Origin of the sequence: Martinezella dioscoreae, from assembly GCF_009176305.1 — a bacterium.
Lineage (GTDB): Bacteria > Pseudomonadota > Alphaproteobacteria > Rhizobiales > Rhizobiaceae > Rhizobium > Rhizobium dioscoreae.
Window position 1 is genome coordinate 1,016,481 of sequence record NZ_BLAJ01000002.1, and the last position, 15,286, is coordinate 1,031,766.

The 15,286-nt window shown below is 59.9% G+C and carries 16 protein-coding genes and 1 riboswitch; of the genes, 7 read left to right on the forward strand and 9 right to left on the reverse strand.

Annotated features, from left to right (window positions below; genetic code table 11):
• Window positions 1–42 precede the first annotated feature (42 nt).
• Window positions 43–912: a LysR substrate-binding domain-containing protein gene (locus tag GDN47_RS11260; RefSeq protein ID WP_152093346.1), complete on the reverse strand. Its 870-nt coding sequence runs from the start codon at window positions 910–912 to the stop codon at window positions 43–45.
• A 127-nt stretch (window positions 913–1,039) separates the two neighbouring features.
• Between GDN47_RS11260 and GDN47_RS11265 the strand changes: the two genes are divergently transcribed.
• Window positions 1,040–1,900: an urea carboxylase-associated family protein gene (locus tag GDN47_RS11265; protein WP_152093347.1), complete on the forward strand. Its 861-nt coding sequence runs from the start codon at window positions 1,040–1,042 to the stop codon at window positions 1,898–1,900.
• 103 nt (window positions 1,901–2,003) lie between these two features.
• Here the strand turns inward: GDN47_RS11265 and GDN47_RS11270 are convergent, their stop codons facing one another.
• The 7 genes from GDN47_RS11270 to GDN47_RS11300 form a co-directional block, all read right to left on the reverse strand.
• A complete protein-coding gene (locus GDN47_RS11270; protein ID WP_112336866.1) occupies window positions 2,004–2,348 on the reverse strand; it encodes a hypothetical protein in 345 nt (114 codons plus the stop codon).
• A 159-nt stretch (window positions 2,349–2,507) separates the two neighbouring features.
• Window positions 2,508–3,119 (reverse strand): thiamine phosphate synthase, encoded by a 612-nt coding sequence (locus GDN47_RS11275; protein ID WP_152093348.1) that lies wholly within the window; start codon window positions 3,117–3,119, stop codon window positions 2,508–2,510.
• Window positions 3,116–3,889: a thiazole synthase gene (locus GDN47_RS11280; RefSeq protein WP_152093349.1), complete on the reverse strand. Its 774-nt coding sequence runs from the start codon at window positions 3,887–3,889 to the stop codon at window positions 3,116–3,118. Before GDN47_RS11280 ends, GDN47_RS11275 begins: the two co-directional genes overlap by 4 nt.
• 3 nt (window positions 3,890–3,892) lie before the next feature.
• A complete protein-coding gene (gene thiS / locus GDN47_RS11285) occupies window positions 3,893–4,090 on the reverse strand; it encodes a sulfur carrier protein ThiS (RefSeq protein ID WP_152093350.1) in 198 nt (65 codons plus the stop codon).
• Window positions 4,081–5,058, reverse strand: a complete 978-nt coding sequence (gene thiO, locus GDN47_RS11290) for a glycine oxidase ThiO (protein WP_152093351.1) — start codon at window positions 5,056–5,058, stop codon at window positions 4,081–4,083. Before thiO ends, thiS begins: the two co-directional genes overlap by 10 nt.
• Before the next feature lies 1 nt (window position 5,059).
• Complete coding sequence (gene thiC, locus GDN47_RS11295; protein ID WP_152093352.1) at window positions 5,060–6,886, reverse strand: phosphomethylpyrimidine synthase ThiC; 1,827 nt, start codon at window positions 6,884–6,886, stop codon at window positions 5,060–5,062.
• A gap of 91 nt (window positions 6,887–6,977) precedes the next feature.
• A riboswitch (TPP riboswitch) is annotated at window positions 6,978–7,110 on the reverse strand.
• A 131-nt stretch (window positions 7,111–7,241) separates the two neighbouring features.
• Window positions 7,242–7,985 (reverse strand): hypothetical protein, encoded by a 744-nt coding sequence (locus GDN47_RS11300; RefSeq protein WP_152093353.1) that lies wholly within the window; start codon window positions 7,983–7,985, stop codon window positions 7,242–7,244.
• A gap of 605 nt (window positions 7,986–8,590) precedes the next feature.
• On the opposite strand from GDN47_RS11300, the gene GDN47_RS11305 reads away from it, so the two are divergent.
• Complete coding sequence (locus tag GDN47_RS11305) at window positions 8,591–9,682, forward strand: porin (protein ID WP_113390404.1); 1,092 nt, start codon at window positions 8,591–8,593, stop codon at window positions 9,680–9,682.
• 235 nt (window positions 9,683–9,917) lie between these two features.
• On the opposite strand, the gene GDN47_RS11310 is transcribed toward GDN47_RS11305, so the two are convergent.
• Entirely contained in the window at window positions 9,918–10,559 is a 642-nt protein-coding gene (locus GDN47_RS11310) for a TetR family transcriptional regulator (RefSeq protein WP_113333244.1), read from the reverse strand.
• Window positions 10,560–11,011: 452 nt separating this feature from the next.
• On the opposite strand from GDN47_RS11310, the gene GDN47_RS11315 reads away from it, so the two are divergent.
• The 5 genes from GDN47_RS11315 to GDN47_RS11335 all read left to right on the forward strand — a co-directional run bounded on the left by GDN47_RS11315 (window position 11,012) and on the right by GDN47_RS11335 (window position 15,285).
• Window positions 11,012–11,845 (forward strand): EF-hand domain-containing protein, encoded by an 834-nt coding sequence (locus tag GDN47_RS11315; protein ID WP_152093354.1) that lies wholly within the window; start codon window positions 11,012–11,014, stop codon window positions 11,843–11,845.
• Window positions 11,846–12,213: 368 nt separating this feature from the next.
• Window positions 12,214–12,786 carry an RNA polymerase sigma factor gene (locus GDN47_RS11320; protein WP_113353653.1) on the forward strand — a complete coding sequence of 191 codons (573 nt, stop codon included), beginning with the start codon at window positions 12,214–12,216 and terminating at the stop codon, window positions 12,784–12,786.
• Window positions 12,779–13,231 carry a hypothetical protein gene (locus GDN47_RS11325; protein WP_152093355.1) on the forward strand — a complete coding sequence of 151 codons (453 nt, stop codon included), beginning with the start codon at window positions 12,779–12,781 and terminating at the stop codon, window positions 13,229–13,231. The genes GDN47_RS11320 and GDN47_RS11325 overlap by 8 nt, the downstream gene beginning before the upstream one ends.
• Window positions 13,228–13,677, forward strand: coding sequence for a periplasmic heavy metal sensor (locus tag GDN47_RS11330; RefSeq protein WP_152093356.1), 450 nt, complete (start codon window positions 13,228–13,230; stop codon window positions 13,675–13,677). The genes GDN47_RS11325 and GDN47_RS11330 overlap by 4 nt, the downstream gene beginning before the upstream one ends.
• Window positions 13,678–13,752: 75 nt before the next feature.
• Window positions 13,753–15,285 carry a DUF1800 domain-containing protein gene (locus GDN47_RS11335; RefSeq protein ID WP_152093357.1) on the forward strand — a complete coding sequence of 511 codons (1,533 nt, stop codon included), beginning with the start codon at window positions 13,753–13,755 and terminating at the stop codon, window positions 15,283–15,285.
• The last annotated feature ends 1 nt before the right edge of the window (window position 15,286 follow it).

Genomic DNA, 15,286 nt, shown 5'->3' on the forward strand with positions numbered 1-15,286 from the left:
TCGTGATCGTTGGCGTCGGGCGCGAGTCGTCCAACTTGGCGCCTAAGCGATTGCGGCGCTGGCAGCAATCAGCCAGTCGCGAAACGTTTCCGCATCGTCGGAAAGATGGTCGGCTTCGATCAGCCAATAGGACTTATCGGTATCCAACGCCGTATCGAACAGGGCAACCAGCGTTCCATTGCCCAATTCTTCTGCAATCAAGGCCGTTGGGCAGAGGCCCACACCTTGCCCGCCGATGACGGATCCGATCATCAAGCCGAAATCGGCAAAGATCGGTCCGGGTTTAGGAGGCTGGTGGATGCCTTCAAGGGTGAACCAGCGTGTCCAGGCGGCCGTCGTTTCATCGTGCAGGAGGTCGACATTAAGGAGATCGGCTGGCGTCCTGATCGGTCCGTGACGGCGCTCATATTCCCTCGAACAGGTTGGCCGCGTTTCGGCGGGCAATAGGGAAACCGCGTTGACCGCTGGCCTTGGTCCATGGCGGATCAACAGATCGGCGTTTGCCGCCTCCGGCGTCCTCGCATCGAGCGCGTAGACGATATTGACCTGAATTTCAGGGTATTCCTTCTTGAATGCCTGCAATCGCGGTATCAGCCAGCGCGTGGCGACAGAAGCAATACAGGCCACGCTGACCGGCCGATTGTTGCCGGCAAGCCGCAGCTGCCGGGCGGCGATGTCGATATGTCCGAGACCGTTTGCCACCGCTGCCCCGAAACTGCGGCCGGCCATGGTTGCCATTACGCCGCGGGCATGGCGCGTAAACAGCTTGATGCCGAGCCATTCCTCCAGGGCGCGCACATGTTGGCTGACACCCGCGGCCGTGAGATTGAGTTCAGCCGCCGCCTTGGCAAAACTCTCATGGCGAACGGCTGCCTCGAAGGCGCGAAGGGAGGCAAGCGGAACATGTTGCATCGGATAAGGCTAAGTAAAACTTGGTCAAAGCGCAAGGAGAATCGATGTTGCGCGGGCGCCTTGTATTCGTAGAGTGATGCCAAAACGAATGTCTTCCTGTCAGATCGGTGAGGAATGTGAAGTCGCCATGAACAGTATTTTCGATACGCCCGCTCCCGCCGATGCAGCCGAGCGGCGCGACAAGCCTCCTGTCATCGTCTATCCGAACGGCACGCTGCCGCCTGCCGATATGGATGTGCTGCGATCGGCGCGGCAAACCATGACCAAGATGGCCGAAATCGTCGTCCCCCCGCGCGAGGGCGGCAGTTTTCGCGTGCCGAAGGGACATTTCTTTCGGATCGTCAGCGTGGAGGGAGCGCAGGTCGGCGATCTCAATCTGTGGAATGCCGCCGATCTTTCCGAGCGTTTCTTCAGCGGCAAGACGCGAGCGTTGCATGCCACCCATGTCGGTCTCGGCGATCGCCTGTGGAGCACGTTGCCCTATCTGCGCCCCATGGCGACGATCACGCATGATACGCTTGGCTGGTATGGCTGGGACGCGGACGGGGCAGGCGTTCATGACGTCATCGGCACGCGCTGCGATCCCTATACGAACCGGCTGCTGAAGGGCGACGACTATCACCATTGCTGCCATTCGAACCTGTCACGCGCGCTCGCCAAGGAAATGAACATCTCTGTCCAGGAGGCGGAGTTTCACGTTCACGACGTGCTGAATGTCTTCATGTGTACGGGCTTTACGCGTGACACCCATCAGTATTTCATGAAGGCGAGCCCCGTGCGGCCGGGCGACTTCATCGAGTTCTTCGCGGAAATCGATCTGCTTGGCGCTCTCTCAGCATGCCCTGGCGGTGACTGCGGCAGCGAACATTCGAGCGATACGGTGCCCTGCTATCCATTGCTGGTCGAAATCTGGCGACCCGAACCTGAAAGCCTTGCTGGGCGAATATACCCGGAGCGTAACCCCTATCCGAGGACGCACGGCCTATAATTCGCCAGCCTCAAATAGTTTTTGCCGGCGGTTTTGGCCGCCGGCAAACCCAAATCATCCATGAAACGATGCATCCATTCAGGGCAGATGCATCGCTTATCGCTTAGTTACAAACGCGAATGCGCTCGTAGTGCCAGCCATAGTCATACTCGTTCTGGACGCGGCGATCCTCGTACCAGCACCTGGGCGGCGGCGGGGCGACTTCGTAAACCGGGCCTCTATTGGCAAGGGCGCCGCCGACGAGCAAGCCACCCAGGAGACCTGCGGCAACACCGCCGGCGATCGCGCCACCATTGCCATGGTGGTGGTGGCGACGCCAATCATCATGGCCGCGCCAGTCGCCGCGATGGCCGTCGTAATACTGTGCCTGTGCGCTGCTGACGGGCGCCAATGCGCCGCCTACGACCGTAGCGGCCAGCAAAACCGTAAGAACCGTCTTCTTTATCATGACCACCTCCAAAGCAGTCTTTGTGCTCAGCGAATGCGCGAGTCATCTAATTAACGTCTTCAGCATGAATATGTTCAGCTGAATATTCAATGAATGGCCCGTTCATCGGGCAAAGCGGCTGAAAATAACCCCTCCCACGGGCTCTGAGGCGCGAACTTGTCAATTTGGAGGCAGCCGCCGCGTCGCGTTCAGCCATTCGAGCGTCCGCGATTCGGGGTCTGGATTGCGAGTAATATCTGTCACGACTGCCGCGACATCGGCGCCGTGCTTGAATACACCCGCAAGACGCTCGACCGTCAGGCCCCCGATTGCGACAAGCGGCCGATCGCCGATGCGAGCCTTCCACTCGCCGATCCGCTCAAGGCCCTGGGGCGCCCAGGGCATGGCCTTGAGCACAGTCGGATAGATCGGCCCAAGCGCTATATAGTCGGGTTCGGCAGCAAGTGCCGTCTCCAATTCCGCCTCATCATGCGTCGAAAGCCCCAGCTTCAATCCGGCATTCCGTATGGCGGAGAGATCGGCGTAAGCGAGATCCTCCTGGCCGAGATGGATGAAATCGCAGCGCTCCTCGGTCGCGAGCTGCCAATAATCATTGATGATCAGCTGGCATCCATGCGCGGCACAGATTGCCTTCGATTGGCGAATTTCCGCGCGAACGTCGGAGGTTGGGCGATCCTTGATGCGCAACTGCACCAGTCTGATGCCGAGCGGCACCAGCCTCTGTATCCAGGCGGCGCTATCGACAATGAGGTAGAACGGATCAAGCTTCATGAGAACACCGCCTTGCCGATGACGGGTGTCGATGGCACGGCCATGTCGCGCGGCTCCAGCATCCCGGCGCCAAATGCCTGCCTGCCGGCATCGATTGCCTTGGCGAAGGCTTCCGCCATCCCTGCCGGGTCACCGGCGCCGGCAACGGCCGTGTTCAGGAGCACGGCATCGAAGCCAAGTTCCATGACGGTCGCCGCATGCGACGGCCTGCCAATGCCGGCGTCCACGATCAGCGATACCTCGGGAAAATGTGCCCGCATCGAGCGCAGGGCGGAGAGGTTGAGCGGTCCCGCCGCCGTTCCGATTGGCGCGCACCAGGGCATCAGCACCTTGCATCCGGCTTCCAGCAGCCGCTCGGCGACGACAAGATCGTCCGTCGTATAGGGAAAGACCTCGAATCCCTCGGCGGCGAGGATTTTTGCCGCTTCCACCAGCGCGAAGACGTCGGGCTGCAGCGTATCGTGGTTGCCGATCACCTCGAGCTTGATCCAGTTGGTCCGAAACACTTCGCGCGCCATTTTCGCGGTCAGGACCGCCTCGGATACGCCGTGGCAGCCGGCGGTATTGGGAAGGATGCGAACGCCGAGTTCGCGAATCATCTCGAAGAATGCACCGCCATTGCGCCCGCCTGCCGTTTCCCTGCGCAGCGACACGGTGACGATCTCGGTTTGCGAACGTTTGACGGCTTCCGCCAGCATGGCCGGGGAGGGGTAGCGTGCCGTGCCGAGAAGAAGGCGTGATGCGATTTGGGTTCCATAGAGTTCAAGCACGGGTCAACCTCCTTGCATGGGCGTGAGGATTTCGATCCTGTCGTCGTCGGTCAGGGTATGGTCATCGCGCTCGTCGCTATGGATGAGCTCGCCGTTGACGGCGGTTGCCAGCCATTCCCCCTCATATTCGAGCGCAGTGAGAAGCTGCGAGAGCGTGGTTGCTTCGACAATCTGCGCTTCGCCGTTGATGATCAGGCGCATTGGCGACTCCTTTCGTTGTGTCCGGAAAAGACGAGATCGGCGGCTTTCTCGGCCATCGCCGGTGCCAGCAAGAAGCCGTGACGATAGAGGCCGTTGACGAATACCGTCCCTTCCTCGCGCGTGACGCGGGGAAGATTGTCAGGAAAGGCAGGTCGGATGCCGGCGTCTGTTTCGATCACGGCGGCTTCGGCAAAGGCCGGGTGCAGCGCATAGGCTGCATTCAGGAGCTCCATCAGCGAACGGGCGCTGATCGGCCCTTTGAAATCGGTCTCGATCATCGTCGCGCCGACCATGAACGGGCCGTTGCCGCGCGGCACGATATAGATGGGAAAACGCGGATGCAGCAGGCGGACGGGGCGCGAAAGCGAGACCTCGTCGCTTTGCAGATAGAGCATTTCGCCGCGCACGCCGCGCAAATCGCGGATGCGACCGATGCTGGCAGCCCCCGTGCAGTCGACGATGTCGGAGAAGCTACCGTCATCCAGGTGTCCGTCGACAAAGGTGACGCCTTTTGCAGATAGATCGTCCTTCAATGATCGCAGGATCTCGCGGGGATCGAGATGCGCCTCCTGCGGAAAGAACAGGCCCAGGCGGAACCGGCCGGCAAGCGAAGGCTCAAGGGCGGCGATTTCGTCTTCGCCCACCCAGCGATGGCCTGTCGTGCGGCTGGCGAATCGCTTCAGCTCGTTTTGATCGCGGTTCGGCGCGACGACGAGCGTTCCGTTGCGGACGACCTTGCCCGGCAGAATCGCGTCCCATCGATCGGCGGAATCACCCCCGCGCTCGAGCACAGCCTCATCGGCACTTTCCCGCTCGCACCATGGCGCCAGCATGCCGCCGGCAAGCCAGGAGGCGGCGCGATGAAAATTCCGGCTTGGATCCGAGATCGTGACCTCTGCTCCGCGCCGGATCAGCTCGTGAGCGACCGTGAGGCCGGCAACGCCGGCCCCTTTGATGAGGATGCGCATGTCACTCGGCCGGCTGGGTAGGGGCTTCGACCGGCATATAGAGATCGCCGCCCTCCCGATATTTCGCCGCCATCGCTTCCAGCCCTTCCTTCTGTGCCTCCGCGCGAATGTCGTGCGAAATCCGCATCGAGCAGAATTTCGGGCCGCACATCGAGCAGAAATGCGCGACCTTGTGAGCCTCCTTCGGCAAGGTTTCGTCGTGGAAGCTGCGGGCGGTATCCGGATCGAGCGACAGGTTGAACTGGTCCTCCCAGCGGAACTCGAATCTCGCACGCGACAATGCGTCGTCGCGGACCTGAGCGGCCGGATGCCCCTTGGCGAGGTCGGCCGCGTGGGCGGCGATCTTGTAGGTGATGACGCCGGTCTTGACGTCGTTGCGGTCGGGTAGGCCGAGATGCTCCTTCGGCGTGACGTAGCACAGCATCGCCGTGCCGAACCAGCCGATCATCGCAGCGCCGATCCCGGAGGTGATGTGATCGTAGCCCGGTGCGATATCCGTCGTCAGCGGCCCAAGCGTGTAGAAGGGCGCCTCACCGCAGACGGCGAGCTGCTTGTCCATGTTCTCCTTGATCTTGTGCATCGGCACATGGCCGGGGCCTTCGATCATCACCTGGCAATCTTTTGCCCAGGCGATCTTCGTCAGTTCGCCGAGCGTTTCGAGCTCGGCAAACTGCGCGGCATCGTTGGCATCGGCGATCGACCCGGGCCGCAGACCGTCGCCGAGCGAGAAGGAGACGTCATAGGCGCGGCAGATGTCGCAGATTTCCTCGAAATGCTCGTAGAGGAAGCTCTCCTTGTGGTGATGGAGACACCACTTGGCCATGATCGAGCCGCCGCGCGAGACAATGCCGGTGACGCGGTTGACGGTGAGCGGGATGTAGTGAAGCCGCACGCCGGCATGGATGGTGAAATAGTCGACGCCCTGTTCGGCCTGCTCGATCAGCGTGTCGCGATAGATCTCCCAGGTCAGTTCCTCCGCGATGCCGCCGACCTTTTCCAGAGCCTGATAGAGCGGCACCGTGCCGATCGGCAGCGGCGAATTGCGGATGATCCATTCGCGGATATTGTGGATGTTGCGGCCGGTCGAAAGATCCATGACGGTATCGGCACCCCAGCGCGCTGCCCAGACCATCTTTTCGACCTCCTCCGCCATGGAGGAGGTGACTGCGGAATTGCCGATATTGGCGTTGATCTTCACCAGGAAATTCCGGCCGATGATCATCGGCTCGCTTTCGGGATGATTGATGTTGGCCGGAATGATCGCTCGGCCGCTCGCAACTTCCTGGCGAACGAATTCAGGCGTGACGTGATCGGGAATATGCGCGCCGAAGCTCTCGCCATCGCGGATCAAGGCTTCTGCCTTCGCCTTGCGGCCGAGGTTCTCGCGGATGGCGATGAATTCCATTTCCGGGGTGATGATGCCGGCGCGCGCATAGGCGAGTTGGGTGACGGCCTTGCCATCCTTGGCGCGCAGCGGCTGGCGCTTGGCCGGAAATTCCGGTGTCAGCCGTTCGCCGGTGGCGAAACCGTTGTCTTCGGGACGCACATGGCGGCCTTCATAAGCCTCGACATCGCCACGGGCGAGAACCCAATCGCGGCGCAGCTGCGGCAGGCCCTCTTCGATGCGGATATCTGCGCCTTCGACAGTATAGGGGCCGGACGAATCGTAGACGATAACTGGCGGCTCGCCCGATGTCGGATGGACGCTGATTTCGCGCATCGGCACGCGGATATCGGCATGGATATCCCCGGTGATATGGATTTTCCGAGAGGCCGGCAGCGGGCCGGTGGTGACGGTCGGAGTGAGGTTTTTTGCGGCAATGTTCATGGTGCGAGGCTCCAAGTTGCAGTTGGAGACCCAGTCAATCAGCCGGAATGATGAAAAGACGCCGACATGGAATCCAGGCGGGAATCCGAAGCCTCGAGCGCTTGCACCGTCCCTACGCCAGTATGAACTGGATCAGGTTCAACGGGTCACTGCGCCCACAACCGGCATAGCCGTATTGTTCAGCAGTATCTCAGCCCCTTGCCGGGACCCCCCTGGTGAATGTCAAAAGGCTATGCCTTACTCTTGTCCTCTGTCAACCCCGCAGCGGCGGTCGCATTTTCCGGGAGATTGACCATTGCCGCGCCCGTCGAATTGCAACTTTATCGTGCAGATCATCGTGCGGACTTGCCGCGCCTTAGTAACGTGGTGTGGTATTGCCGACAAAGCGATGGGGGCCAGTATGGGACAGCTTGCTCGCGGTATCGAGCCAGATCTTGCCGCCGAGGGCGCGCCAGCGGTGACAGAAGGCGAAGTCCTCGCTGAGATAGATCCCCGTTCCCTCCTCGACCATGCATTCGAACAGGGCGTATTGGGTGCTGGGCGAGCGTTTGGTGCTGGGATAGGCATGGATTGCGTTGTAGCGCAGCTTCGGATAGGCCGCGATCATTCTTTCTATGACGTTGCGCTTGATCAGAAGCATGCCGGTGCCTGCATAGACGGCGCTGACGAAATCGCCATCACGCTCTGCAACCTGGCCGACAAGTGGCGTGCCGACATAGTGAAGTGCGGCTGCCGCAAGTGTTTCGCCGTCTGCTGAATTGATGCGGGCCGCCGTCTGCCAATCATAATCCTTGATCGGATACATGGCGGCGACCACATCCTTATCGGCTTCCAGAAGCCTCATGACCTGATCGGGCTCGAAGCTGATGTCGGCGTCGATGAAGAGCATATGGGTCGCCGTCGTATCGTTCAGGAAGGACGAGACAAGCGTGTTTCGGCTGCGGGTAATCAGGGCGTCATTGCCGAGCAGAGCCAGCGTCAGCTGTATGCCCGCCTGCGCTCCCGTCTGCATCAGTGAGAAAATGGACTGCATGTAGTCCTTGGTAACGAGGCCGCCGAAGCAGGGGGTCGCTATGAAGATCAGCCGGTTCTCATTCATTCGCGATTTTCCCTCTCCGATGGCGCGAGTCGCCGGAATCTAGGAAAATTCAATATTTCTGTGTGTAGCGAATTATTGAATTTTATTGCTGATCTTTGCTCAAGCCGACCGGTCATTATGCCGTGGAATTCGCGATGGCCATATCATGACCAGATTGGGCTGCCACGGTCGTCATCGACCGCCGACATCGCGGTGGCCCTAGATGCGGTGACAGCCCTGACTGGTAGGCGTTCTCGTGAACAGGGACATCTTTGCGATCCCTACCTGTCCCGCCATGGCCTGCGGTCGCGAGTTGCATTTAAGCAACAGAGGCCAAGACTAACGCCCCAGCGCCCTTCATATAATTGACAAACATACGGGCTGTTTGTAAATCCAATACAGGACATAAGTTGTCTTACGGTCGAGCAATCGGCCGGATCGGTAGAGGCATTTCAAAACCTTTTACCGCGGGGGTAATCATGAAGGTTCGAGGGGACTCAAGCCAACATCAGGTGCGTATTTGCCGGGCTGCCCGGTCGTGTTTAGACCAAGCCGATCCCCAGGGCAGTGTTCCAGTTTTGCGCTCGCGGTAAAATAGAAATGCATAATACAACCAGGAGTTTAAAATGAACATCAAGAGCCTTCTTCTCGGCTCCGCTGCTGCTCTGGCAGCAGTATCCGGTGCCCACGCAGCAGACGCGATCGTCGCCGCTGAGCCGGAGCCGCTGGAATACGTTCGCATCTGCGACGCATACGGTGCTGGCTACTTCTTCATTCCGGGCACGGAAACCTGCCTCAAGATCGGCGGCCGCGTCCGTACCGAAGGCGAATGGTACGATGCCTACAACCCGAACAGCAAGAACGGTACGCTCTGGCATACCCGCGCCGAGCTGAGCGTCGATACCGCGACCGACACCGAATATGGCCCGCTGAAGACCAACACGGTCATCCGTTGGGACTGGAACGACGGCAACTCGACCTCCACCAAGCTGCTGTTCGCCAACATCAGCCTCGGCGGTTTCCTGGTCGGTAAGGCCGATTCGCAGTATAACTACTACATCGGCTATGCCGGCGACGTCATCAACGACGACGTGATCTATGACGGCCCGTACGAACTCAACCAGTTGACCTACACCTACGATGCCGGCAATGGCTTCACGGCTGTCGTCTCGGTTGAAGACTCGAACTCCAGCGGCTCCGGCGCCTCCTACGGCTCAAGCTGGTGGTCTGACGACAAGGGCAACCACTACGCTCCTGACGTCGTTGCCGGTGCCGGCTTCAAGTCTGGCGCATGGGGCTTCAAGGTCGTCGGCGGTTATGACTCCATCGTCGAAGAAGGCGCCATCAAGGCTCGCGTCGACGCTGACTTCGGTACCTTCTCGGCCTTCTTGATGGGCGGCTGGAACACGGACGGCGACAAGCTGAACAAGTACGCCGGCACCAACCTCGATCGTTCGGCTTGCCCTGTTAACGATGAATCGAAGTGCGGCTGGGGTGACTGGGCTGTTTGGGGCGGCGTTGGCGTTCCGATCAACGAAAAGCTGAAGTGGAACCTCCAGCTCGCCTACACCGACTCGAAGATTTTTGCCGCTACCACGAACGTCAAGTGGAACCCGGTCAAGAACCTGCTCATCGAGCCGGAAGTCTCCTACACCAACTTCGATTCTGTGAACCAGGATCAGTGGGCTGGTATCCTGCGCTTCGAGCGTAGCTTCTAATATTGAATTACCCGGCTTAGCGCCGGGTATGAGAAGCCTGACGTTCCAATCCGTCAGGCTTCTTCCATCGATCGGTTGACCTCCGATCAAAGCAAAGGATCTGGCTTTCCCTCCGGATCCTTTTTTATTTCCAGCTTTTGGCAATCGATTCAGCGCCCAGCAGAAGCTTAAGGCCGTTATCGTTGGTTCTCTTCACTTCAGAAGGGAAAACCGCTGTCTGCTTTTTCCGATATCGTCACATCGCGGTAATTGCCAGTTCCTGCGTCTGTGCCAGCGGGAACCAGGTCTTTAGCACCATCCTTATGAACATCTGTCCACACGGGACCAGTTCGAAACTGCCCCGGTCGAGCGTCCATTCGGTGATCAGGCCGCCGATGACCGCTGTCAGAGCGGAAGCAGCCGTATCCGGCGTCCACGGAGCCGGAAGCTTCGTCTTTTCATCCATCAGGGTGAAAATGCGTTCGAAATTTTCATGCATGTCGTGCCGGAACGAGCTCGCCCGGCTTGTCGTCCCGTCGCAAAATGCCATGTCGAGATGCATCATCACCTTCAACATGCTGCGCTTGCGCGGATCACCGTGAACGTCGTCGAATATCGCAGCTATCGTATCGGCAATCAGGTCGAGTGGATTGGGCGGCAGCTCCTTGGACATTCGCTCCGCCAATTCCTGAAACGGCTGCTGGGCCTCGTCGCGAATCGCGAACATCAACCCCTGCTTGTTCTTGAAATGCCAGTGTACTGCCCCCCGCGTGACACCGGCGGCTGCGGCTATCTCTTCCAGGCTGACATTCTCGTAGCCTTTGTCGAGGAACAAAGCCTTTGCAGACTGCAAAATCTCGCTCCTCGTTTCCGCCGCCTCCTCCTTAGTTCGCCTCATTCACCTCTCCACAGAAACCGATGTTCAAGCTGTGCCCCTCTTCTTGATATTCTTTATCCATCAATGCCGCTCAGTGCTGGAGCCCATATACCAGCAATGCTCAACAGAGTGGCGGAATTTATATATTCCCTAAAAATCGAGGAAGGAAATCGCAACAGGATGTTTTCGTCAAGCGTCTATAAGCCACGCGCAAGTTTCCTTGTGCAATTTCCCCGCGTTGGGAAGTGAAAATCGAAATGTGCAGATGCCGATATAGCCATGATGGCGACATACATATTGCTGGGGTGATCCCGGGTACGCCTGCTCTGGAAAAGATGCATCGGTCAAGTTGGGGCGCAAGATGCGTTTGATCGGCGGCGTTCGCAAGTCCATCCGCACATATCGATTGTGTTCAAGTCGCGTACGCATAAGCCATCTGAGTTCCTCTCAACGCTCGTATCTGGAGGCCCCCAATGACGAGCATCTACTCGATCTCATCGAGCAATTATTATCAATACCAGACCTCGCGCTCGACAGCGTCGACGGCTGACGATTCTATCGCATCCCTGCTGTCCGACAGCTCCTCCGGTAATTCGTCGGGCAGTTCTTCCGGCACGAATTCCTCTTCGTCTTCGGACGATCAGTCTCAGATCGCTTCGGCAGAACAGCTCGTCGCGCAGCTGATGAACATGATTCTCAATCTGCAGGCCGGCATCGGCAGCGATAATTCGACATCGGACTCCGACAGCAACTCCACCAGTTCGACGTCAAGTACTCAGCAGACTTCCGCAACCGGTAGCCAGGATGGCAGCCAAAGCGACATGATCAGCGCTATGGACACCAATGGCGACGGCAATATCAGCGAAGCGGAATTCGTGGCCGCACGCCCGTCGGAGGTCAGCGAAACCCAGGCGCAACAATTGTTCCAGAGCTTCGACACCGACAATACAGGTTCTCTCACCGAGGCGCAGCTCGCAAAAGCCATGCAGGCAGGCCATCACGGCCGTCCCGCACCGGGCGACGGGCAGATGAGCGAGGACGATCTCTCCACTGCATTTTCCTCCATGGACACGGACGGCGACGGTAGCGTCAGCGAATCCGAATTCGTGGCCGCCCGTCCTTCCGATGTAAGCGAGGACCAGGCAACATCGCTGTTCAAGAGCCTCGACACGTCCGGCGCCGGATCCTTGACGCAGAGCCAGTTCGAGCAGGCCATGAAGGCGCAGCAACCGCAGATGCCGGATTTCGGAAGCTTCTACGCGAACAATGAACAGGATCTGACGACGAGCGACTTATTGACGCTCTGATCGAGCCTGAACTTTCGCATTTCATCATGCGAAGTGCCGGCAAGCCCCGGGCAGGGAAGGTTGAAACTCCCGCCTCCGGGCGAGCCGGCTCTTTGTTTTTGCCTGATATTTTACCCGATAGATGCCTTTTGGGCTCGAAAAGAAAATTCGAAAACCTTCGACATGAAAGCGACGGAATTCGGCAAGTGCGGCGTTCAATCCTTGTGAGCCTGTGTTTGATGTCGAAGGATGATACGCTGACCGAGATGCTGCGATCTAAGTGGCGCCGCTTGCCGAAGTTGACGGCGAGGCAGGATTTGCCGGCCGAGAGTCCCGAGGCCCCGGTGTCATGGCGGTATCGCAGGAAACTGGAGCGGTAGCGATTGTCGATGAAATGGGATCGCGCGCCCAAGAGTGGCGACCCTGATGAGGACCTGCTCGGTCGCATCGCTGCGGGCGATGTTCCGGCGATGCGCATGATGATAACACGGCAGTTGCCGCGCATCGTTGCCGTGGCAACCCGCATGCTCGGTGATGCGACCGAGGCAGAGGATGTAGCGCAGGAAACATTCCTGCGCGTCTGGCGCAATGCGGGCGGCTGGCGCCAGGGCAATGCCCGCTTCAGCACCTGGGTGCACCGCGTAGCGACCAACCTTTGTTATGATCGCCTGCGGCGTCGCAAAGACGTTCTTGCCGAGCATCCACCCGATGTCGAGTATGAAGGGCCGGCGCCGGATGCGGGCTTGATGAGCGAGGACGATCCGTCCAGGCGCGTGGAACGGGCCATGCAGATGATCGCGCCCAGGCAGCGCGAAGCGATCATTCTGGTTTACTATCAGGCGCTGTCGAATGCCGAGGCAGCTGAGATCATGGACGTCAGCGTCGACGCACTGGAAAGCCTGCTTGCGCGTGGAAGGCGCTCCTTGCAGGCGCTTTTGTTGAAGGATGAGGGCGATGGTTGAGAATATCGCGGGTCCGATGAATGCCGATCGCTTTGAAGCGCTGACCGCGGCCTATGGCGGCGATATCGGCCGATGGCCGCAGGCTGAGCGGGCGGCCGCTCGGGATTTTGCCAAGAGCTCCACCGCCGCCGAAACGCTTGCGCGCGCGGCCGATCTGGATGCGTTGCTCGATACCTACGTCGTCAAGCCTCGCCATGCCGGCCTTGAAGAGCGAATTCTCGCAAAGCTCGTTCGCCGCCTGACGATAAGAAACTGGTTCCGCTTCGGCTCGGCCGGCATCGGCCTCGTGGGGGTCGGCATAGCCGGCGCGCTTGCCGGCAGCATCGCCATCGCCGTCTTGGCCCCGAGCTTGACGTCCGATACCTCAGTCGTCTCCGACGGAACCGCGACCATGTTCGGCGATATAGGGCCGGACGCGGGTGCAGCACAGCAGGACAGCCAATGACGGAACGCAGCTTTCGAATAGTGGTCATTTTTCTTTTGGTGCTGAATACGTTCCTGGTCGGAGCGTTGGCCGGTGGCGGGCTGACATGGATCCGCAAGACGCAGGCGCGGGCCGGAATGATGCCGCTCGCCGGCGAGCAATTGCCTTCGGCGAAGAAGAAGGCTCTGCGCGCTGCGCTCAACGAAGCCCGCAAGGACGAACGTCAGATCATTCTCGAGGCACAACAGGCCAAGGTCGACGCCGCCTCCATTCTTGGGCAGCCGACGTTGGATAAAGAGGCGCTCTCGGCCGCGCTGGCGAGGGCGCGCGATGCCGATATCGCCTTGAGGGCGAAGCTGGAGCAGCGTGCCGTCGATTTTGCGGCAGGGCTTTCCTACGACGAGCGTCGGGCGCTGGCGGAAAGCCTGGTCCGCCGCAGCATGCCTAAAGCCGCTGCCACAAAATGATCACACTTGCCGAGCGACGGATCGAAACCAGGCCTGCGTTAAAGGAGCATGTTTGATGCAGGAGTTGGCAAGGCCATGGCCCAGCAGTCCAATGATGTTTATGCCGCGCTCGCTCTTTCCCGTTTTGGGTTAGGGGCGGACCACAACGGCACCGCTTCGATCGCATCGGATCCGCGCGGCGCGTTGCTGGAAGAAATCACCGAGCGCTTCGTCCCGGTTCCGGTCGGGCCGCAGCTGCAATCGACGGCCGATCTTCTAGTTTCTCTCTACGCATTCCAGGAACAGCGCAAGGAGGCCAGACAGCAGGCCGCAGCCGCTGTCGCCGCCGTGCCGCAGGACAAGCAGATGCAAGGCCCGCAGCCGCCGCAGAAGCCGCAGCTACAACCTTCCGGCGCCACGGCAGAGCAGCCGAATAATCAGGTCCAGCCGAGTAACCAGGCCATGGCGGCTGTCATCGGCAAGGCAGTCGAGAAGTTGGAAAAGCCCGCAATGCCCTACCTTCCGCAGCAGGTCCTGCTGGCCGAAGTGGATGCCCGCTTCAACGGCACGATCCGGCAGCCATTGATCGGCTTTGGCGAGCGGCTTGCCATGTTCTGGGCAAACCATTTCGCTGTCGCCGTGTCGAAGAGCGAGGAGGTGCATATGATTGCCGGCGCCTTCGAGCGCGAGGCGATCCGGCCGCATGTCTTCGGGCGCTTCGCCGACATGCTGGTCGCTGTCGAGACCCATCCGGCTATGCTCGGTTATCTCGACAACCAGCAATCGATCGGGCCGAATTCCAAGGCCAATGCCAACAAGAAACGTGGTCTCAATGAAAACCTTGCCCGGGAAACGCTGGAGCTCCACACGCTTGGTGTCAACGGCGGCTACACGCAGGCCGACGTGACGACGCTCGCCAAGATCATCACAGGCTGGACGGTGGCGCGCGCCGAGGGCAAGCTCGGGACACCCGGCACCTTCGTCTTCAATGCCGGTGCCCACGAGCCCGGCGATCAGACGCTGCTCGGTCTCACCTATGCCGATAATGGCGTGGGGCAGGGGCGGGAAGCGCTGCGCGATCTCGCCCGCCATCCGGCAACAGCGCAGCATATCGCCACCAAGCTTGTCCGGCATTTCGTCGCCGATACGCCGCCACCAGGACTTGTGCAAACCGTTGCGGCGACCTTCAGCAAGACGGATGGCGATCTTTCCGCCGTCTATCGGGCGCTCGTCGGCTCCGAGGATGCATGGAACCCGACCCTGTCGAAAGTTCGCTCGCCAATCGAATTCATGACCGCGCTCTTGCGGGCAAGCGGCGAGACGCCGAAGCCGAATGTCATCCTCGGCGCCTTGACCGCGATGGGGCAGCCCTTCTGGGCGCCGGCCGGCCCCAACGGTTTTGCCGATACCGTCGATGTCTGGGCCTCCAGCGAGAGCCTCAGCATGCGCATGGATGTCGCCAATATGATCGCCAATGCGGTGCCGCCTCAGGTCGATCCTCGCAGTTTCGTGTCCGACAGCCTGGGGCCGCTTCTTTCGAATGAAACGTTGCAGGCGGTATCGCGCGCGGAAACCCGCAAGCAGGGCCTGATGATCGCTTATCTTTCCCCCGAATTTCAAAGGCGCTGAC

Bases quoted from the DNA above. Each gene is read 5' to 3' on its own strand.
- GDN47_RS11335 (WP_152093357.1), top strand. From the start codon at position 13,753: ATGGCCCAGCAGTCCAATGATGTTTATGCCGCGCTCGCTCTTTCCCGT.
- thiO (WP_152093351.1), bottom strand. From the start codon at position 5,058: ATGCGCATCCTCATCAAAGGGGCCGGCGTTGCCGGCCTCACGGTCGCT.
- GDN47_RS11265 (WP_152093347.1), top strand. From the start codon at position 1,040: ATGAACAGTATTTTCGATACGCCCGCTCCCGCCGATGCAGCCGAGCGG.
- GDN47_RS11325 (WP_152093355.1), top strand. From the start codon at position 12,779: ATGGTTGAGAATATCGCGGGTCCGATGAATGCCGATCGCTTTGAAGCG.
- GDN47_RS11260 (WP_152093346.1), bottom strand. From the start codon at position 912: ATGCAACATGTTCCGCTTGCCTCCCTTCGCGCCTTCGAGGCAGCCGTT.
- GDN47_RS11315 (WP_152093354.1), top strand. From the start codon at position 11,012: ATGACGAGCATCTACTCGATCTCATCGAGCAATTATTATCAATACCAG.
- GDN47_RS11270 (WP_112336866.1), bottom strand. From the start codon at position 2,348: ATGATAAAGAAGACGGTTCTTACGGTTTTGCTGGCCGCTACGGTCGTA.
- GDN47_RS11300 (WP_152093353.1), bottom strand. From the start codon at position 7,985: ATGAATGAGAACCGGCTGATCTTCATAGCGACCCCCTGCTTCGGCGGC.
- GDN47_RS11305 (WP_113390404.1), top strand. From the start codon at position 8,591: ATGAACATCAAGAGCCTTCTTCTCGGCTCCGCTGCTGCTCTGGCAGCA.
- thiS (WP_152093350.1), bottom strand. From the start codon at position 4,090: ATGCGCCTGATCATCAACGGCGAAGCGCAGATTGTCGAAGCAACCACG.
- GDN47_RS11310 (WP_113333244.1), bottom strand. From the start codon at position 10,559: ATGAGGCGAACTAAGGAGGAGGCGGCGGAAACGAGGAGCGAGATTTTG.
- GDN47_RS11275 (WP_152093348.1), bottom strand. From the start codon at position 3,119: ATGAAGCTTGATCCGTTCTACCTCATTGTCGATAGCGCCGCCTGGATA.
- GDN47_RS11320 (WP_113353653.1), top strand. From the start codon at position 12,214: ATGAAATGGGATCGCGCGCCCAAGAGTGGCGACCCTGATGAGGACCTG.
- GDN47_RS11330 (WP_152093356.1), top strand. From the start codon at position 13,228: ATGACGGAACGCAGCTTTCGAATAGTGGTCATTTTTCTTTTGGTGCTG.
- thiC (WP_152093352.1), bottom strand. From the start codon at position 6,886: ATGAACATTGCCGCAAAAAACCTCACTCCGACCGTCACCACCGGCCCG.